The 16,906-nt window shown below is 32.9% G+C and carries 26 protein-coding genes and 1 pseudogene; 4 read left to right on the forward strand and 23 right to left on the reverse strand.

What is annotated here, in order from left to right; genetic code table 11:
- The first annotated feature begins 112 nt into the window (after positions 1–112).
- A complete protein-coding gene (locus GMD78_RS05630) occupies positions 113–844 on the forward strand; it encodes a class I SAM-dependent methyltransferase (protein WP_155667796.1) in 732 nt (243 codons plus the stop codon).
- 316 nt (positions 845–1,160) lie between these two features.
- Here GMD78_RS05630 and GMD78_RS05635 read toward each other — a convergent pair whose 3' ends face one another.
- A complete protein-coding gene (locus tag GMD78_RS05635) occupies positions 1,161–1,466 on the reverse strand; it encodes a hypothetical protein (protein ID WP_155667798.1) in 306 nt (101 codons plus the stop codon).
- Between the two features lie 289 nt (positions 1,467–1,755).
- Here GMD78_RS05635 and GMD78_RS05640 point away from each other — a divergent pair, with 289 nt between their 5' ends.
- Positions 1,756–2,184, forward strand: coding sequence for a CHRD domain-containing protein (locus GMD78_RS05640; RefSeq protein WP_155667800.1), 429 nt, complete (start codon positions 1,756–1,758; stop codon positions 2,182–2,184).
- 120 nt (positions 2,185–2,304) lie between these two features.
- Here GMD78_RS05640 and GMD78_RS05645 read toward each other — a convergent pair whose 3' ends face one another.
- From GMD78_RS05645 to GMD78_RS05685, 9 genes and pseudogenes are all read right to left on the reverse strand, one after another.
- Positions 2,305–2,631 (reverse strand): antibiotic biosynthesis monooxygenase family protein, encoded by a 327-nt coding sequence (locus GMD78_RS05645; RefSeq protein WP_155667802.1) that lies wholly within the window; start codon positions 2,629–2,631, stop codon positions 2,305–2,307.
- A 35-nt stretch (positions 2,632–2,666) separates the two neighbouring features.
- Entirely contained in the window at positions 2,667–2,912 is a 246-nt protein-coding gene (locus GMD78_RS05650; RefSeq protein WP_155667804.1) for a hypothetical protein, read from the reverse strand.
- 69 nt (positions 2,913–2,981) lie between these two features.
- On the reverse strand, positions 2,982–3,269 hold the full coding sequence (locus GMD78_RS21930; protein ID WP_155667805.1) for a TIGR04104 family putative zinc finger protein: 288 nt from the start codon (positions 3,267–3,269) through the stop codon (positions 2,982–2,984).
- 64 nt (positions 3,270–3,333) lie between these two features.
- Positions 3,334–3,867 carry a hypothetical protein gene (locus GMD78_RS05660; protein WP_155667807.1) on the reverse strand — a complete coding sequence of 178 codons (534 nt, stop codon included), beginning with the start codon at positions 3,865–3,867 and terminating at the stop codon, positions 3,334–3,336.
- A 185-nt stretch (positions 3,868–4,052) separates the two neighbouring features.
- Positions 4,053–4,750: pseudogene (locus tag GMD78_RS05665) on the reverse strand (Type 1 glutamine amidotransferase-like domain-containing protein).
- Positions 4,751–4,975: 225 nt separating this feature from the next.
- On the reverse strand, positions 4,976–5,740 hold the full coding sequence (locus tag GMD78_RS05670; protein ID WP_343042142.1) for a GNAT family N-acetyltransferase: 765 nt from the start codon (positions 5,738–5,740) through the stop codon (positions 4,976–4,978).
- A gap of 76 nt (positions 5,741–5,816) precedes the next feature.
- Positions 5,817–6,374, reverse strand: coding sequence for a GNAT family N-acetyltransferase (locus GMD78_RS05675; RefSeq protein WP_343042143.1), 558 nt, complete (start codon positions 6,372–6,374; stop codon positions 5,817–5,819).
- A 204-nt stretch (positions 6,375–6,578) separates the two neighbouring features.
- Positions 6,579–7,181: a GNAT family N-acetyltransferase gene (locus tag GMD78_RS05680; RefSeq protein WP_155667813.1), complete on the reverse strand. Its 603-nt coding sequence runs from the start codon at positions 7,179–7,181 to the stop codon at positions 6,579–6,581.
- A 97-nt stretch (positions 7,182–7,278) separates the two neighbouring features.
- Positions 7,279–7,788 carry a hypothetical protein gene (locus GMD78_RS05685; protein ID WP_155667815.1) on the reverse strand — a complete coding sequence of 170 codons (510 nt, stop codon included), beginning with the start codon at positions 7,786–7,788 and terminating at the stop codon, positions 7,279–7,281.
- 292 nt (positions 7,789–8,080) lie between these two features.
- Between GMD78_RS05685 and GMD78_RS05690 the strand changes: the two genes are divergently transcribed.
- Both GMD78_RS05690 and GMD78_RS05695 read left to right on the forward strand, forming a co-directional pair.
- Positions 8,081–8,443, forward strand: coding sequence for a PadR family transcriptional regulator (locus GMD78_RS05690; protein ID WP_155667817.1), 363 nt, complete (start codon positions 8,081–8,083; stop codon positions 8,441–8,443).
- Positions 8,430–9,431, forward strand: a complete 1,002-nt coding sequence (locus tag GMD78_RS05695) for an HAAS signaling domain-containing protein (protein ID WP_155667819.1) — start codon at positions 8,430–8,432, stop codon at positions 9,429–9,431. Before GMD78_RS05690 ends, GMD78_RS05695 begins: the two co-directional genes overlap by 14 nt.
- 145 nt (positions 9,432–9,576) lie before the next feature.
- Here the strand turns inward: GMD78_RS05695 and GMD78_RS05700 are convergent, their stop codons facing one another.
- From GMD78_RS05700 to GMD78_RS05765, 13 genes are all read right to left on the reverse strand, one after another.
- The gene (locus tag GMD78_RS05700) at positions 9,577–10,131 is read right to left on the reverse strand and encodes a GNAT family N-acetyltransferase (protein WP_155668037.1); all 555 of its coding nucleotides are present in this window, start codon (positions 10,129–10,131) and stop codon (positions 9,577–9,579) included.
- Between the two features lie 174 nt (positions 10,132–10,305).
- Positions 10,306–10,578 carry a hypothetical protein gene (locus GMD78_RS05705; RefSeq protein ID WP_155667821.1) on the reverse strand — a complete coding sequence of 91 codons (273 nt, stop codon included), beginning with the start codon at positions 10,576–10,578 and terminating at the stop codon, positions 10,306–10,308.
- A gap of 236 nt (positions 10,579–10,814) precedes the next feature.
- Positions 10,815–11,027 carry a DUF4083 family protein gene (locus GMD78_RS05710; RefSeq protein WP_155667823.1) on the reverse strand — a complete coding sequence of 71 codons (213 nt, stop codon included), beginning with the start codon at positions 11,025–11,027 and terminating at the stop codon, positions 10,815–10,817.
- Positions 11,028–11,046: 19 nt separating this feature from the next.
- On the reverse strand, positions 11,047–11,409 hold the full coding sequence (locus tag GMD78_RS05715) for a VOC family protein (protein ID WP_155667826.1): 363 nt from the start codon (positions 11,407–11,409) through the stop codon (positions 11,047–11,049).
- Positions 11,410–11,490: 81 nt separating this feature from the next.
- Entirely contained in the window at positions 11,491–11,976 is a 486-nt protein-coding gene (locus GMD78_RS05720) for a GyrI-like domain-containing protein (protein ID WP_155667828.1), read from the reverse strand.
- A 199-nt stretch (positions 11,977–12,175) separates the two neighbouring features.
- Positions 12,176–12,649 (reverse strand): DinB family protein, encoded by a 474-nt coding sequence (locus GMD78_RS05725; protein WP_155667830.1) that lies wholly within the window; start codon positions 12,647–12,649, stop codon positions 12,176–12,178.
- Between the two features lie 198 nt (positions 12,650–12,847).
- Complete coding sequence (locus tag GMD78_RS05735) at positions 12,848–13,498, reverse strand: hypothetical protein (protein WP_155667834.1); 651 nt, start codon at positions 13,496–13,498, stop codon at positions 12,848–12,850.
- A gap of 98 nt (positions 13,499–13,596) precedes the next feature.
- Positions 13,597–13,950 carry a DUF6054 family protein gene (locus tag GMD78_RS05740; protein ID WP_155667836.1) on the reverse strand — a complete coding sequence of 118 codons (354 nt, stop codon included), beginning with the start codon at positions 13,948–13,950 and terminating at the stop codon, positions 13,597–13,599.
- An 84-nt stretch (positions 13,951–14,034) separates the two neighbouring features.
- Positions 14,035–14,580, reverse strand: a complete 546-nt coding sequence (locus tag GMD78_RS05745; RefSeq protein WP_155667837.1) for a hypothetical protein — start codon at positions 14,578–14,580, stop codon at positions 14,035–14,037.
- 238 nt (positions 14,581–14,818) lie between these two features.
- Positions 14,819–15,334 (reverse strand): GrpB family protein, encoded by a 516-nt coding sequence (locus GMD78_RS05750; RefSeq protein WP_155667839.1) that lies wholly within the window; start codon positions 15,332–15,334, stop codon positions 14,819–14,821.
- A gap of 81 nt (positions 15,335–15,415) precedes the next feature.
- Entirely contained in the window at positions 15,416–15,811 is a 396-nt protein-coding gene (locus GMD78_RS05755) for a GNAT family N-acetyltransferase (protein WP_155667841.1), read from the reverse strand.
- Positions 15,812–15,824: 13 nt separating this feature from the next.
- Positions 15,825–16,358 carry a GrpB family protein gene (locus GMD78_RS05760; protein WP_155668038.1) on the reverse strand — a complete coding sequence of 178 codons (534 nt, stop codon included), beginning with the start codon at positions 16,356–16,358 and terminating at the stop codon, positions 15,825–15,827.
- 118 nt (positions 16,359–16,476) lie between these two features.
- Positions 16,477–16,887, reverse strand: coding sequence for a hypothetical protein (locus GMD78_RS05765; protein WP_155667844.1), 411 nt, complete (start codon positions 16,885–16,887; stop codon positions 16,477–16,479).
- Positions 16,888–16,906 lie beyond the last annotated feature (19 nt).

The raw sequence follows: 16,906 nt of genomic DNA on the forward strand, positions 1-16,906 counted from the left end.
ACCCCTCCGTTATTATAAACATAATTATAGAATGGAGTGATTATTATGAAAACTAATAATTATATACGCGATGATCGATGGGATAAACAAAAATTAAGGAGGAAATATAAATTTGGCTGATAAAATATTTGAAAATAAAAGGCTAGCAGATGTTTATGATTTATTTGATTCTGCAGAACGTCCAGACCTTGACCCATACATTGCAATGGTGGAGGAATTCAATGCACAAAAAATAATTGATCTTGGTTGTGGAACCGGTAACCTTGCGTGTAAGCTTGCTGCAAGTGAGAAGGAAGTGATCGGAGTTGACCCTGCCGCAGCCTCGCTTGATATAGCAAAGCGTAAACGTTTCGCAGACAAGGTTCAATGGTATAACGGAACTATAGAAATGCTACCTGATCTTCAAGCTGATCTAATTACGATGACTGGAAATGTCGCTCAAGTTTTTGTAACCGACGATGAATGGAATTCAACACTTAAGGAATGTAGAAGTCATATTAAACCTGGTGGCAAACTGATTTTTGAAGTTCGTGACCCTGCAAAAGAAGCATGGAAGAACTGGGTACGTAGTAAGACGCATTGTGTAATAGAAGCACCTGAAATCGGGAAAGTAGAGAGGTGGCATGATCTTCTTGATGTACAATTACCGTTCGTTACATTTCGCCATACATTTGTATTTCACAACGACGGTAAAATCCTTACTTCAGAATCCACATTAAGATTTCGGAGTAAGACTGAGGTCATTAATTCCTTAGACAAAGCTAACTTAATTGTGGAGGATATTCGAGATGCTCCAGATCGTCCTGGGCTAGAATTCGTCTTTATTGCCCGCAGGCCGGATTAGTGTGAATAAACTAAACAGGGACGCTTTTTTTAGAAAATCGTCCCTGTTTGTATTTTGTGTCACATAATATACAGACGATCAAACCAGGAATCATTAGATTCCTTCCCACATACTTTGCTCTCTAAATCTTCATAGGTATAAGTTAGATATCAGTTTGTATCCTCCAAATTCACTGAAAAAACACCAGAATGAAGTTTCCAAATTGAAGAAGATGATCACCTTGATTTAGTCTTGGAATCGACTGAATGAATAATAACTAATTTGATATTATTTTAAACTCAGTATATATAGTGAAATGTTTGCAGCCCTTTAAGTTTTACAACTTGTTATTAAAAAAGTTTTTTATTCTTTCAATAGATTTTAACTTCATAAATAGTGTAATGACGAAAGCAATTCCTGAGAACAATATTCCTGCGCCAATTACTTGCCAAAACACTGAGCTTGCTTCCCACGGTACTTGTGAGGGATTACCGATATTGGAAAAATCAGATTCACTAGGGTTTTTTAATCCTAGGATAACTAACGGATTGGAACTGTATTTTAATCCAATCCAAAATCCTATAATTATTGAAATCGACATTCCAATAACATAGCATCTAATCAATAGTTTTTTTGGTGTCAAGTTTAAATCCTCTTTTCTATCGAAAATAGTAATTATTTTTATAATTACTATTTATATATCGGTATGTCATTCTAATAGTTTAATTACTACTCTTTATCTATTCAGGTCAATATCACCCTTTATTTAATTACTTTTACTAACTTAATGGAGAACCATAAAACTGTAACAATTATTATAAACTAGTTAAAACTCCAATTATATTCTATTTGTATTAAAACAGTTACCTAACCTATACATTCAACATCTCTTTACATAGAATATACAAAATCTATGAAAAGGAGGTGGACACATGCGAAGATTTTTCAAGGCAAGATTAAGAGGGGAAAATGAGGTCCCTCCTGTAAATACTAATGCGTTTGGTTCTGCTAAGTTTGCAGCTAATAAAAAAAGAAATAAGATAAAATTTACACTAGAAGTTAAAAACATTGAAAACTTTATTCAGGCACACATCCACTTTGGTAGACGTGGGGAAAATGGACCTGTAGTAGCGTTCCTTTTTGGTGCTGACTTAGAAACCCTTGAGGAACAAAATGGTATAACGACAAGAAGAGGTATTGTTACAGGAGTTATCAAAGATGACGATATTGTAGAAAATGACGTAGGGATAGAAAATGTAAAAGATTTATTAGCATTTATGGAACAAAAATTAACCTATGTTAATGCTCATACTGAACAAAATCCAGGCGGAGAGATTAGAGGTCAAATTGTACCACAATAATATTATTCCTATGATGACTCAACAAGTTGCATATAAACGGGGATCACTGTAAAGACCGAAATCACAACGTTAAAGAATTATTCAAAAAGCACCAATTAACTATAGATTACTATATAAACATTAGATTTCAAAAAAGGTATCCCTCTCTACTTTGCAAACTCTCAGTGCGAACGTTTTATACCATTCTTTTTTGCCTCGTTCTTGTGCAACTTTATGGGCGGCATTTTCTTTCCAATTTTTTATTGCGTCTAAAGATTCCCAATACGAAACTGTAATTCCTAACTTATGATCATGAGCACTTTCTATGCCTAAAAAACCGTTCTGTTCAGATGCCAACTCTACCATTTTATCTGCCATCTTTCTATAATCTCTATCCCTTTCCGTTCGCTGAGAAGCAAATATCACAGCATAGTACGGTGGTTGAGGAGTTTTTGCAATTTCACTCATCTTTCATTCCCCCAAGTCATTTATAGTAACTAAATCTAGTTAAGCTCTCTAATTTTTTTATTTGTTAAACCTAGCAATGAAACGATTATAATACTTATACCTGCTAGGCTCATAGACAATAAATCTCCAAGTTCAATAGCTCCCACTCTTGCATGAAAAACTAAGAAAGGTAAACAAGTATAATAGATTGCTATTCCGAAAAAAGATATGCTTTGCCCAGACCACAGGAGAGCAAATGGCTTATTATGAAGAACTGTTAATAGTTTTGGTTTATGTACCATCCTATTCTCTCCCAGATATGATTTCTATATTCAATACTTTACTGATGCAGATGTTTTATTAACTATCGCTCACTCAGACTTTTTATACCTTACGCAAAACGGGGTCAACATTGAACCAATAACTAAAATAAATAATGCTATACCAATTGTTCCAAAAGGATTGTTAAAAGGCGAAAGAAAATTAGCAAATATCACCATTGGAAGAATCGTCAACGAGACAAAAATGAATCTACTAGGGATTGTTACCTTATGTGTAGCGCCACATTGATTGCAATGAATAGGTTTATAATTCCACCACAGAGAATGATAGATTTTAGTCCAACTAAATTGTTCATTACAGTTTTTACATTTTTGCACAACAAAACCACCTTACTATGAAATGTCATAAATACTCTTAGATTACTCGAACTTCTCTCCAAAATCATTGAGCATTTCGAATTATATCTTCCACAATTGATTTTGCATCTTCTTCTGACTCACTACCTGGTAAGTGATATCTAATACTGTAACCATAGTCTTCAACATCCACTGCCATTACTACTAAATCTTCTTGGACTAACTGATATTGGACTTCACGATCATCTATTTCGATAAGCTCTGCATCAGCAAGTGTACCGCTGCCTTCTTTATAAATAGACACCTGGATCACTGATTCGTCATAATACAAATCCCCATAGATAATTTTCTTTAATTCATTTTCTTCCCATTGTTTTACCGCTTCATCATCCAATGGTTCTTCTTTTGAAGCAACATATTCTATATCTACACTCCATGGATTCCCATTCACGTCGTAACTAAGTATGACTGTGCCTATTGGGAAATCCGTTTTTGGAATATATGGACTTATCCCTAACTCTTCGTTTATTCTATCTTTAATATCTTCAGAATCAACAGAACCTTGTTTACAACCGACTAACAATATAAACAACATGACCAAAAGTAGATTCTTTCTCATGTAATCCTCCCCCTTATAAATAAAGTGAAGCAACAATCAGTCGAGGGTTTTCATCCCCCACTGATTGTTAGCTGAACAGAATCGGACATATACGGAAGGTTTATTCCCCACCTAAACTTTTTGTGTACCGAATTTCTAAAGTCTCATTACATGCGAGATAAATATGTTTCAATCATTTCGTTAATTCAATAAGCACCTAAGAATTTTGTCTCTAATTCAATCTCTTTTACTGTTTTCTCTTTATATATTTTATAAGCCTTTGCATTGGGTCTTGAACTAACGATTTCACTTATTTCTTCATCAATATAATGAAGAGCTACGCCATCATCAGTTGCGATACCAGATTTGATTTCACCATTTGATACAAGTCTCTGATAGGAAGGTCTCCTGTTTGCTTCTCCATCATAATGTGGACAATTACTACCTTTTAAGAATCCTAAACATTTTAAGGGTTCGAGATCATGTCCATATGAATCAGTAACACCTTCTTCAAACCAACAAATTGAACCTGCACTAATGCCAGCTAATATTATCCCTTGTTCCCAAGCCCTTTTTAAAATAGCGTCTAACCCTCATTCTTTCCATAAAATTAATAAATTTTTGGTGTTACCACCACCAACATAAATTATATTTTTCTCTAATAGAAAGCTTTCAAAGTCTGTTGTTTGTGGCTTAAATAATGAAAGGTGTGATGGTTTACAATTTTGCTTTTCAAAGAAGTTATAAAATCTCGATATGTAGTTATCTGAATCTCCGCTTGCAGTTGGAATGAAACAAATGTCGGGATTTTTATTAGTTGATTGATTAAGTATATATAAGTCTAACAGCGAATTTCTGGTTCCATAGAGAATCCGCCACCCCCTAGAGCAATTATTTGTTTCATCTAATTACTTCCTTTCCAATTATCATAAGTTCTTCAATAATCCTGCACTCTTATTTCAATATCTTTATACTTAAATAATAACATAATATTCCAAAAATATTGGTTTTCACACAAGAAAAGGTGACCAATTTGATCACCTTGTTTAACTATATAATTGAAAACAAAAATAACGTTAAATTACTTTTTCCAAAAATTGTTGAACTTCTTTTGGGGATTTTATAATGGCTACTTGTTTACCAATTCTTTTAATCGTTTCGTTGCAGAATGAACTGTAAGCCTATGAAATGAAATTAATTTACTTTTGTAAATGACTCCATAAATGCCATAAGGAGTAGGCGAAAGTCTCAGCAATTCTTCTCTACTATTTATGTCAATAATTTCTACATGTATACCCAATTTGCTTGCCCCCTTAACAACATTATCAGTTGCTATGTCTACAAATGGGCACTGCTGTGTTCGTAGGATTGTTAGTTCCTTGAAAGGTTTAAGTCTGTCGTCCCAATCATTAGGGAAATATGGATCGGGTGAATTACCAAATTTATGAACAAGTAATTCAAAGCCATAAGGACCATTTTCTACTTCAATGAAATTATTTTTTATAAAAACATCTTTACTTGGTGTCCAAGAGGTATTGGGATTTGTAACTACAATAACACCATCTTTATTCTGTTCCCTGGCATCTTGAATACATTTTTTGATTAATTTTGATGCATACCCTTTTCCAGTAATATTAACCCAAAGACAATGAATAACTATATAGTTTTCACCATAAACAACTCTAGAAGAATATTCAATAGGTGTATATTCAATAAAACCTGCTGGTTTACTATTTTCCATAATTTTTATGTATTTTAATCCCTCATTAAATCTATTTTTCAACCAATCATTTTTGTTTATGTACCCGCTTGAATTTGGCTTACTCCGAAGACAATAACAACCCTTACCATCTAAGTTATTTTCCTCTAATTCCACCAATTCTACTAATTCCACTATATTTCTCCCCCTAAACATAGATATGTGTTAACTACTGCTCACCCTTTGATTGAATTCTTAACGCTAATTACTTCTATTCATTCCTAAATCTTCCCATTAATATCGTATTATAATAATTTCCATCAGATAATATTTTGTCTTTTTTTAATACACCTTCCACTTCAAATCCAAATTTTTCATAAAGCTCTATTGCTTTACTATTAGATTCTAGTACATTTAAAGTGATTTTCTTAATATCTTTTGAGTCTGCCCAGAGAATAGATTCGTTTAAAAGATTTCTTCCAATTCTATACCCCCAATATTCTTGTAACACACAGACTCCAAATTCCACTTTGTGAGAAGTTCTCTTCAGATTATTGCTTTCACACCTTGAAAATCCAACAATATTATCATTTACCATAGCGACCAAAAATAAGTTATTCTCACTTTTGGTATCATCTTTAATTATCTTTTTGAATCCTATTTCATCTATGTATGCCTCACCTTTTTCTCTATCCATATTTTCTGTTTCACCATCAATTTCCAATCTTACTTCTGACAAAATTTTTGCATCTTCCTCTTTGGCAGTCCGAATGAAATATCTTAAATTACGAATATAAAATTCCTTTTGAACTTTTATAACAAATCCCACCCTCATTATATAAATCTAGCCCATTAGCAAATCAGACCAGTTAATCAGTTTAACTAAACTACTGTTATAGATGGGTACTTCACTACACCATATTAATCTCTATCGAATACTTCATTTAATCAAAAATTTAATTTAATAAGTTACCAATTTCTATCCTTCTAATAAACCTTGTCTACTTTTTACCTTTTTAAGATTTCCTATATTTTATTCACAATAACTTAAGATACAAGACTCAGTAGTATCATATTCTTCAAGATAATCTTCTTGAATTATTCCACATACAGCACAGTCCTTGTATTGATTCTTGGAATTACGTATCATGTGTCTGATTACTCCTTCTTGCTTCATTCCAACTTTTCTCATAATTTTTCCAGAAGCAGGATTATCGACATTATGTGCCGCAGAAATTTTATGTATATTCATTTTTCTAAAGCCAAATTCCACAACTGCTTTTAACGATTCAGTTCCATAGCCTTGATTCCACCAATTGGATCCAACTGAGTAACTAACTTCGCAGTTTCCAGTGGCAAGCTCAAAATCATATAAATCAATCTCTCCAATTAGTTCACTCGTTTCCTTCAATTCAATACCCCAATAACAGAATTCTTTACATCCATACTGGCTAACAATCTTATCCAACCTGTCAAATGTTTCCGAAACTGTCTTGTGTGCTGGATTAATTCTATTGTCAGATACCCGCTCATCTGACAACCAATGATTAAAAACACTTTGTACATCCCTAAGTTCTAACTTTCGCAGAGTTAATCGATCCGTTTCTATTTTAGGTGTTCCTAAAAAATTTATCATTATATCGCCTCCTAAATTTGAAATTTATACTACCTATAAACGTAATTAATCGATATCTGCTTATCTCTTTTCCCATATAGATAAGAGGGTAAATTTATCATTCTCGACATTCAATAACAACAGTTCCAAATAATTCTCCTCCAACAAAAGCAGTCAATTTCCATACTCCACTGGAAGGTAATGACATTGATGATGGAATATGTGCGTCTGCACCGTTGTTAGGTCCTCCTAAATTTTCTGTTTCAAATACCGTTACTTCTTCGCCAGTATCTATGTTCTTTCCTATAACTTTAAACTCTCCTTCTAGTTCCTCTGGTTCTCCCCAAAAATGCCACATATATTTCTGTTCTTGATTAGGCTTAAAACGAGTATCTTCATCATCATAAATAAATCCAATTCTGCCTTTTTCTCCTATCATTGTATAGGAAGCAACTTCAAATATTGGACTTATTTCCAAGTTGTGATCATCGTTCTCCTCAGAGATTGTACTTAGAGATTTATCTGCTGAAGAATTTCCACTTTCTAATTGATCCTCTGAATTATTATTTGGGAAACAGCCTATTAAAATAATTAAAACGGAAATAAATACTATCAACTTTATAATCATTTAATTTCTCACCCTTTCAATCATCAAATTAGATCCCACATCTTTTCCAATGCCTTGCTTACAAATCCATCTGAAATAGTTCAGGAAAAGTTTATACTTTAATACTAACATAATATTCCAATAATATTATTAGATTTTTAAAAATGTTCAGATGGAATTTGCTAATCACATCCTATTTTCCCCATGCAAAAAAACTAAATCACCGTTAAAAAATAATATTTTACCTAAAACAATAATATTCACTTTACAATAGTGTGCGTCATACACTATACTGATCTTAGGAGTTGATAACATGAACGATGCTAAAGAATATATGGATAAATTAATGCAAGAATTGCGACGCGGGACCATTACTATTGGCGTGTTGAGCCAACTAGCTGAACCGCAATATGGTTATTCACTTGTTACTATGTTAGGAGAAAAAGGAATTCATGTAGAACCAGGCACACTGTATCCACTTTTAAGAAGACTAGAAAAACAAGGGTTACTCAATAGTAAGTGGGACACAAATGAAGCTAGACCACGGAAATATTATCTATTGAGTGACACAGGAAAAGAAGTGTATGAACTGTTGATCAATGAATGGCAACAGATTGTAGAAAGTATGAATAACGTTATTAACGTTCAAGGAGGAGAAAAAGATGGAAATGATTGATCGTTATATTTATGCAGTAACACAGAAGTTACCACAATCACAAAGGGAGGATATTGCTGAAGAACTTCGGAGTTTAATTGGGGATATGCTTGATGAACGTGTTCAAGGTGAGAACATTACCGATGACGACGTGGAAGAAGTATTAATGGAGCTGGGAAATCCAAGGCATTTAGCTCAGAAATACAGAGGAAACAAAAGATATCTAATCGGTCCAGACTTTTTTGATTCTTACATGTTGGTTTTAAAAATTGCTTTAATCTCAACCTTTTCTGTCTTTACTCTTGGTTTTATTATTCAAACAATAATAGATCCTGTTACAATTCTTGATCATTTTATTGAGTATATTGTTTCACTTGTAACCGCACTTCCAACAGCTTTTGGCTGGACAACATTTGGATTTGCAATTGCGGACTATTATGGGGAAATTAAAGCTAAAGACTTAGAAATAGGAAATGAATGGAAACCATCGGATTTACCTCTAATTCCAGATAAAAAAAGGCAAATCAAATATTATGAACCGATTATAGGTATAGCATTTTATATAATAGTAATGATTATGTTTGGTTTTTCAAATGAATATTTTGGGGTTTGGATTTTCCATGATGAATTCTCTGGTGTAGTTCCATTTTTAAATGAAGAAACATATCGTACTTCTTTACTTTTCATTATCGTTATTATGGGCATCGGTATTATAAAAGAATGTTTAAAGCTCGCTTATGGTAAATGGACATATAAACTAGTCGTTTATACTGCGTTAGTCAATTTGATTTCATTTATCGCAGTATTTATGTTGATCAATGGGCCTGCATTTTGGAATCCAAATTTTCTTCTCGAGCTTACACAAGCCGGATTAATCACGGAAGGCAGCGAGGCATATGGAACAGTAAGTATGATTTGGAATCAATCAACAACATGGATTCTAGTTCTCCTTGTCATAGGATTAATTTGGGATGTAATTGATGGATTGATCAAAGCCACTAAAAAATAGAGTTTTTACGTACAGCATTATTGATTATGTTAAAATGATCAATAATGCTTTTTTATTTTAACTGATTAAATCTGATGAATTAGTTCAACAAAAAAGAGCTCCCCTTCTTGGATCAACGCCAACATAGTTCAATAGTATCTTTTAATCACTTATTCCTTACAAGCCAATTTTCTCTTGTCAGAATCATATTAATAGAATCGATCCATTCTCCATCATGTTCTAGTTCGTTTTCATTAATGCTATCTATAACAAAGCCAACCTTTTCATAAACATTCTTTGCCCTTGGATTAAATTCAAAAACACTTAAAGTTAATTGGTTCAATGTAGTATTTTTAAACATATATTCAATGATGAGTTCTGTTGATTCCGTTCCTAATCCACGATTCCTTCCTCTTGGGCCAATTAGTATCCTAAAATTCATACCATGGGCTTTTTCATCATATAAATTGACAACTACTTCTCCCACTAAGATATCTTGCGATTTATCAATTATAGCAAGGTCCAACCGATCAGTTTGTTCATTTCTTGTATTATACCAAGCCATGACCAATTCCCTATCAAATCCCTCACTACTCCCTGTAAGTTTAATAACTTCAGAATCCTTAAGGCATTCCTCAATATAGGGAAAGTCTTCATCTTTAAAAGGTCTGAGTACAACTTTCTCTCCATCTATTATGGGTTTATGACCTAAATATACCATTTTTTTCACACTCCATTCTCACTTACATGTTCTCATTTATTACAGGTTACCTTTTATTCTAACAACTTTCCCATCCAATTCAGGACCTATCTCATTCATTCCAATCTTCTAACAATACAAAAGTGGCCAGTGATAAGATAGTAACAAAGGCAATTTTTATAGGTTTTCTATCTATTAACAAATTGTCACTTCTCCTTTTATGACCTCACCGTTCTGATCATCAATATGCTCCGTACCACTTTCACAGTTATCTTCATTTTCCCATTCAATTATATACTTACCCCGTTTATGATTCACAGATATTATAGTAATTTCTCCTATTTCTCCAGAGCGGCTTTCAATTACGATTGATTTTGCTTCTTCTTGAGAAATTATAGGTTCCGATTGTCCACAACCACCTAAAACTAGAAGTAACAAAACAAATATGAAAACTACTATTCTATTCATATATTGAACCCCTATCCTTCAAACGTTTTATTAAAATCTATTACATTTCTGATCTGTCTACTAGTTTACAATTTATATACTTACTACCATAATAACTCAAAAGCCAAGCCTTTATGGTGAATGTCTTTGTTGCACTTATGCAGGAAAGAAATGTTTTTGCTTTCCTATCTGCAAAAAAAAGGTGATCCAACTTAATGATCACCTTGCTAACTCTAACACCCTATTATCAAATAAAGCTAAAGGTCTTTATTTTCTTTATCCGATAGTAATCCATCTAATTTTTCCTCGATTTCATTTAATCGGCTATTCCTTTTATTAAATTTAACTATAAATAAAATCGTTCCTACCACAATTGCGATTAAAAAGACTAAAAAAATAAGTTGAATTATCATATCTCCAACACTAAATCCACTAATTGCTGAACCGACTAAGATAATAAACTCCTCCACTCAATATAAATAATAACTTTTATTCTTCGATAACACTGATCATATTTCCATTTAAATCAGTCATATCAAAACGTTTAGGCATACCCTCTCTTAATTCTGAAACAGTTACTCCTTTTTCAATTAGCTTATTTCTTACTTCTTCAACATTGTCAACTGCATAATTAAACGGAGTATAAGTATCAATTGGCTGGTAGTCTGGTATTTGGACAAGGTGAAATCCACAATTGGGAGCAATCGAAAGACCGCACATTCTTTCGTTTTTCCATATTAGTTCAAAACCAAATATTTCTTGATACCATGATAGAGATTCCTGAAGATTTTTTACAGGAAGAAATACAGAATCAATACGTTTAACAAATTTTCCAACCATTTGTTCACTCATTTAACTCATCTCCTAATAAAAAATAATTTTACTCATTAATTTCAAGGAAATACTTACATTTAGTTGATAAAAAAGGAAGCATTATTTTTTTACAACCGGTATATAAATATCAAAATGTGGATCGTTCGGATCACGATCAACTGGATAATGCTCATGTTTTATCGGCATATAAGGATCAGAGTAATCTACACCAGGTTCTCTCAAAGCGGTATAGTCACTATCAAATAACCATTGATGTAAATCCGTATATGTCTTCGATATATCCTCTCCTTTGTTATGTGTCGTCTTCACATATGTCCATTCAGGAACCTTTATTTCGAGCATCCCTTCAGGAATTTCTTGCTCTTCGCTCACTTCATACACAGCATAATGGGCAAATCCATTTTCAACAACATGATAAGATAGACCTAGCTGAATATTTGGGTTCACCTTTTTCTCTAACTCAGAAGCACGGTCTTCCATTTGTTGAATAACATTTTTTAAATTCGGTACAATTTCAGAGAAAGTCCCCTCCCATTTTAATCCTACTGCCCGATAGGCTGGTAATGTTACAATTTCATAGCTCATTTTCTTTCCTCCATTTCATATTATTTAATTTATTATACTGTTGTAGCTCCATTCGGAATTACAACTAACCTCTCCTTAGATTAATAACCTCACACCATATTTTAGTGCAATATTCCGAAAAATTAAATTGTTTTTATGAAAAAAGACAACTAAAATTTCTGATCGCCATGTTACCCTCTTGAACTAAAAATTAATAAACTTAGGATTTGTTCTTATTCATTTTGCGTATATAGTTTATTTGACCGATATGGTAAGCATTATGTGTAGTTGCATTTCCTATTAATGCCCACCACTCTGCTTCTACTGGAAACCCAAAAACATTTGATTCCAGCTTTTCTTCTGTAAGCAACTCTTGCCACCGTAGCAATATATCCAATAATTTCTCTTTAAGCTCTGGAAAGCTACAATTTTTTGGAGTAACAAAGCTTTCTGCATTATCCTCTAACGACTGTAAAGCATTAAAATTTGATTTTTCATACCTCACTTGCCACACTTCATTCCAGTAAATAAGATGTTGTACAATTTCTGCGATACTATGACTCTCCTCATCAGGCTTCCAAAAGGCATTTTCATTTGATATTCCATCAACCGATTCCTGGAACGAGGCATACCAGCTTCGGTCATTTGCATTGGACAACAATTGCCCTAATAAAACCGTTCTAGCGTGAACCATTCACTTCTCATCTCCCTATTATTCCTTCCTTTTATTTTTCAAAATAACTCTCTTCAGAGTACCCCCTCTATTAAGACGTGACTCTTGTAGAAAAAGTTCCCAAGTTGGTTCACTTCTATACTTTGAATAATTCCAATAACAACAGAAAGGCTCTCAATGTCCTGATCATCTAGTTTACTATTAATGGAATAAAACCCATCAAAACTCATAAAATTCGTTTGCGAATGAACCTTTTTCATTGCGTATGTAATTTCTTTTATTATTCATTACATTGTCATAATCAATCTCAAAGAAGTACATGGCTTTACTTAGATCGTCATAAATGAAAGGAACAAACTCCATATCTTTAAATACAAATACTTCTATTTGTTCATTGTTATTTCGATATGCTTCAAATATCCTATGATTTCCATTAATGCAGTATGGTTTATTATTAGTCAAATATTCACTCTGAAGAACCATTACAGGATTTTTGTGATTTGGTTTTATTCGATTGGGATCGGTATTTATATTACCTTGATCAACAGACATAAAGATTTCTAATGGAGAGAACGTTAGTGGTACAATCTTTTTTTCGTTAATAAGTGAAGTAGCACCATCTATATCTAAAGCATACTCAAACACCCCTGTTGGAAACTCTACGAATAATGAGAAAGTCTCTTGCCCAATTGGATGCACCACCGGATAAGCTTCATTAATGAGGGATTGATGAACAAATTCGGTCCACTTCGAGGCTACTACAGCCCCATATTCAGACTTAATTTCCATTTCTTTTATACGCGAATTAATGTGTTTAATAGGATTAAATTCTTGATACATGCTTTCATATATATCAATATTACTTTTCATGTATAAATCACCTCGTTGTAGATCAATGTTATTTCCTATTTCGTTTACAGTTCTTTTGTTGAATAATGCATTTGTCTAACTAATTTAGAGAATTTTTATCATGTTTCCTTTATAACTTCCTCCAGATTAGGTTCTAGAATTTTCTCCACAATTTTAATAAATTGTTTATCAGCACCCCAGCTTATATTTAATAATCCCTCACTGTTTCCAGTAGAAATACATTTCACAATGGTTTCTCCGTTTAAATTATCTAGTGTGACAGTTAACGAAGCAGTGCTATTAATTCTCAAATAATATTTCTCATAAACTAAAATAAACATTTCTTCATTACTGAATTTTATAGATTTGCGATCATTAAAAACTAAACAAGACTTTAATTCAATGTCAGACATAAGTTTATTAAAAGCCTGATAAGGTTCTAAGGATACTTTAAATTCTACGTACTTCATCATTATTATCCCTCTCTATGTAAACGGAAAAGATACTTCCGTTTCTTCAATATGCACATTAGTAGTTACTTATTAGAAAAACTATACTCACATCTCACCAATTACATTATCAACTTCATCTATGAAGTCTATTTTTATGTTATCGAAGTTTTCTTTGTTTTTATTGTTTGTCATTAGCCAAATTCCAGCTTTATCATTAAGCATAAAAATGTCTGCATCGATTCCATTAACTTTTATGTTCTTGGTTGAAGTAACTATATCTCTTGGTATAACTCCGTGTAAAAGAATTTCACCACTTGACTCATCGACCATACTTGAATATGAATATCCTTTATTACTATTGTGAGAATAAAAATCTATTTTCCAGCCAAATAACCCTTTCTTAAACTGCACTAATGAAACATCATTACCTACCTCAAATGGAATTATTGCATAATCATCATATCGATAAGACGCTTTATCACCAATTTTATCCCTAGCACTTTCAGTTTTGAACTCACTGTTAATGAATTTTTCAAATGCCTCATCTACAGTGCTTGAACTTATATGTATTGTTTCAATAATTGCAAGAAATGCATATATAAAAATAATCATTGTAACAAAGACTAACGTTACTTTTTTAGGGTTTACCATATAATACCTCCCTACTTTTACTTATTATCTCTACCTTCAATAATAACATAATATTCCAAATATATTACTTGTTTTACTAAAAAAAAAGAAGCGATCCATGATCACCTCGTTTTCTTATTATCCATATGTTGTTAAGCGATTTCTTGCAATATAAAATTAGCCCACAACACAAGAATCAATCATTCATATAAATTGTCGAACCTTGTATAGTCAATTAGGGTCAAAGAAATTTATCGTATTACAATTGATACCATTTCATTGCTTTTACTTCTATTTCTCTAACAAGCTGTTCCTTACCAGTTATGTAAGAATCAATATCATATGGGAATTGTTGTGCTAATCTCTTTTTTAATTCGCCGTATTCCTTTTTAGCATCTAGATGACTACGTAGATACTCCCGAAAAGCTATATGTCGTGTGATTTCAAAGCTGCCATCCTGATAAATATGTACATGATGAGAGCGATGATCTCCACCTTTTCGATAGTATCTCCGTCCAGGTAAACCATTCTCCCCTCTAGGTTCATATCCAATGTTCTTCATCTCTTCATTGTACTTGTCGATATGGTTAATGTTCTGAACAACAGGCATTATGTCTATTATTGGTTTGGCATGTAATCCTGAAACAGATGTACTACCAATGTGATGTATGTCTACAATCTCATTTCCAAAAATACGTTTCAGTTTATCTACTTCTTCCTTAAACATTAAATCCCAATCTGGATTATATGCACACACTTCTACCTTTCTCGCCATACCTTTCCTCTCTCTCTTATCTAAACTAAACTGCCCCGAAGTTTTAAGGATTATTGTTGAAGCCTTTGGGATATTAATTTATTAGCAATCTGATTGCCATACCCCTCCAAAACCAGGTGTAAAGCCACTTGTCTTGTAAAAGTTAGTATTTTCTTCATCATAAGTTACTGTTACAATACCTAACCCAAAACGCTTAGACTCTCGTAATAGTTCCTTAACCAGCTTAACTCCAATTCCTTGCCCTTGGTACTGTGGGTGTACCATTATATCTTCCATATATCCATGCTCTAATCCCATTCCACACACATAACCAAAAGCGATCAGTCTATCATTCTCATTTCTAACCCCAGCCCAAAAATTACAACGTTCAAATAATGCAGGATAATCCTGATCCCGTCTTCCCCATCCAACAAGCTCTCTTAATTCTGGTACTTCGTGATTAGCAATTGCCATATTAATGATTACTTTATCGTTCATTGAATTCCTCTTTTCAGTAGTGTTTATTTATCATGTTTTCCAACTTAGCCTTTTCGATAATTGCCTTAATAAATGGTTCTTTTTTCTTTGTATAAGCTTGCCTATCTAACTTATATGTCGTAGCAAGTGATTTTTTTAATGTAGCATACTCTTCTGCTATCTGGGGATGTAATCTAAGATAATCGCGAAACAATATCTTTTCCTTCCACTCTTTGCTGTTAATTTTACAGATATGCAGATGACATGTCCCTTGTCCCCATAATCCCTTTCTGAAGAACCTTCTGTCTTTAAATTCTGGTTTATGAACATATTCAAATTCAATTACACTTAACGGACGTACAAGGTTAGGTACTATTTCTAAATCATGTATACCTACCATAATATCAATTATTGGTTTCGCTTCTAACCCTTTTATAGCAGTACTTCCAATATGTTCGATCCTAACAGCATAGTTACCTATTACATCAAGAATTCTTCTTCTCTCATATTCATATTGTTTTTCCCAATTGGGATCGTAACTACATAGTCTAACTATCGGTTTCTCCAATTTGTCCCCACCTAAAAAATTTTCTAATTTGATAGCATAAATATTTAACGCTTTACTTCTATTAAGCTCAGAAAATAAGTTTCCTAGTTGAAAAGTATTCATATTTAAATGAGGCATATTACGTATGCATACCTTTCTCTTCGTACCAACGAATAACTTTCCATTTACCGTCTGATTCTTTACGCCAAACCTCTAGCACTAATGATCTAACCATAACAAAATCTTCTTTATTTTGGTGGACCACTTCATAGGATACCGTGGCTTGATTAGTTGATTGTGGAATAATATTAAGTCCAGTAAAAACAAATTGAATATCTTTCCCTTTATAATATTGAGATGCTAATCTATTACCTTCTCTTATACTTTCTGAATTAAATTGTTTTACTTCCCCATTCCATGGCATGTAAAGCATTCCTTGAAAATCATCAGAAATAAAACTATTCACTTCCTCAAAAAGACCCTCTGAAAATTTCTGATGTAAGTCCATCATCTTATAGACTTCACTTGATACTTCCTGTTCGATAGGCATTTATTTTCTTCCTTTCATA

Origin of the sequence: Ornithinibacillus caprae (genome assembly GCF_009728145.1) — a bacterium.
Classification (GTDB): domain Bacteria; phylum Bacillota; class Bacilli; order Bacillales; family Amphibacillaceae; genus Ornithinibacillus; species Ornithinibacillus caprae.

Bases quoted from the DNA above. Each gene is read 5' to 3' on its own strand.
- GMD78_RS05765 (WP_155667844.1), bottom strand. From the start codon at position 16,887: ATGCCTATCGAACAGGAAGTATCAAGTGAAGTCTATAAGATGATGGAC.
- GMD78_RS05680 (WP_155667813.1), bottom strand. From the start codon at position 7,181: ATGATAAATTTTTTAGGAACACCTAAAATAGAAACGGATCGATTAACT.
- GMD78_RS05715 (WP_155667826.1), bottom strand. From the start codon at position 11,409: ATGAGTGAACAAATGGTTGGAAAATTTGTTAAACGTATTGATTCTGTA.
- GMD78_RS05650 (WP_155667804.1), bottom strand. From the start codon at position 2,912: ATGGTACATAAACCAAAACTATTAACAGTTCTTCATAATAAGCCATTT.
- GMD78_RS05660 (WP_155667807.1), bottom strand. From the start codon at position 3,867: ATGAGAAAGAATCTACTTTTGGTCATGTTGTTTATATTGTTAGTCGGT.
- GMD78_RS05695 (WP_155667819.1), top strand. From the start codon at position 8,430: ATGGAAATGATTGATCGTTATATTTATGCAGTAACACAGAAGTTACCA.
- GMD78_RS05735 (WP_155667834.1), bottom strand. From the start codon at position 13,498: ATGAAAAGTAATATTGATATATATGAAAGCATGTATCAAGAATTTAAT.
- GMD78_RS05645 (WP_155667802.1), bottom strand. From the start codon at position 2,631: ATGAGTGAAATTGCAAAAACTCCTCAACCACCGTACTATGCTGTGATA.
- GMD78_RS05685 (WP_155667815.1), bottom strand. From the start codon at position 7,788: ATGATTATAAAGTTGATAGTATTTATTTCCGTTTTAATTATTTTAATA.
- GMD78_RS05700 (WP_155668037.1), bottom strand. From the start codon at position 10,131: ATGGTATATTTAGGTCATAAACCCATAATAGATGGAGAGAAAGTTGTA.
- GMD78_RS05745 (WP_155667837.1), bottom strand. From the start codon at position 14,580: ATGGTAAACCCTAAAAAAGTAACGTTAGTCTTTGTTACAATGATTATT.
- GMD78_RS05755 (WP_155667841.1), bottom strand. From the start codon at position 15,811: ATGAACGATAAAGTAATCATTAATATGGCAATTGCTAATCACGAAGTA.
- GMD78_RS05690 (WP_155667817.1), top strand. From the start codon at position 8,081: ATGAACGATGCTAAAGAATATATGGATAAATTAATGCAAGAATTGCGA.
- GMD78_RS05720 (WP_155667828.1), bottom strand. From the start codon at position 11,976: ATGAGCTATGAAATTGTAACATTACCAGCCTATCGGGCAGTAGGATTA.
- GMD78_RS05640 (WP_155667800.1), top strand. From the start codon at position 1,756: ATGCGAAGATTTTTCAAGGCAAGATTAAGAGGGGAAAATGAGGTCCCT.
- GMD78_RS05750 (WP_155667839.1), bottom strand. From the start codon at position 15,334: ATGGCGAGAAAGGTAGAAGTGTGTGCATATAATCCAGATTGGGATTTA.
- GMD78_RS05725 (WP_155667830.1), bottom strand. From the start codon at position 12,649: ATGGTTCACGCTAGAACGGTTTTATTAGGGCAATTGTTGTCCAATGCA.
- GMD78_RS05740 (WP_155667836.1), bottom strand. From the start codon at position 13,950: ATGATGAAGTACGTAGAATTTAAAGTATCCTTAGAACCTTATCAGGCT.
- GMD78_RS05705 (WP_155667821.1), bottom strand. From the start codon at position 10,578: ATGAATAGAATAGTAGTTTTCATATTTGTTTTGTTACTTCTAGTTTTA.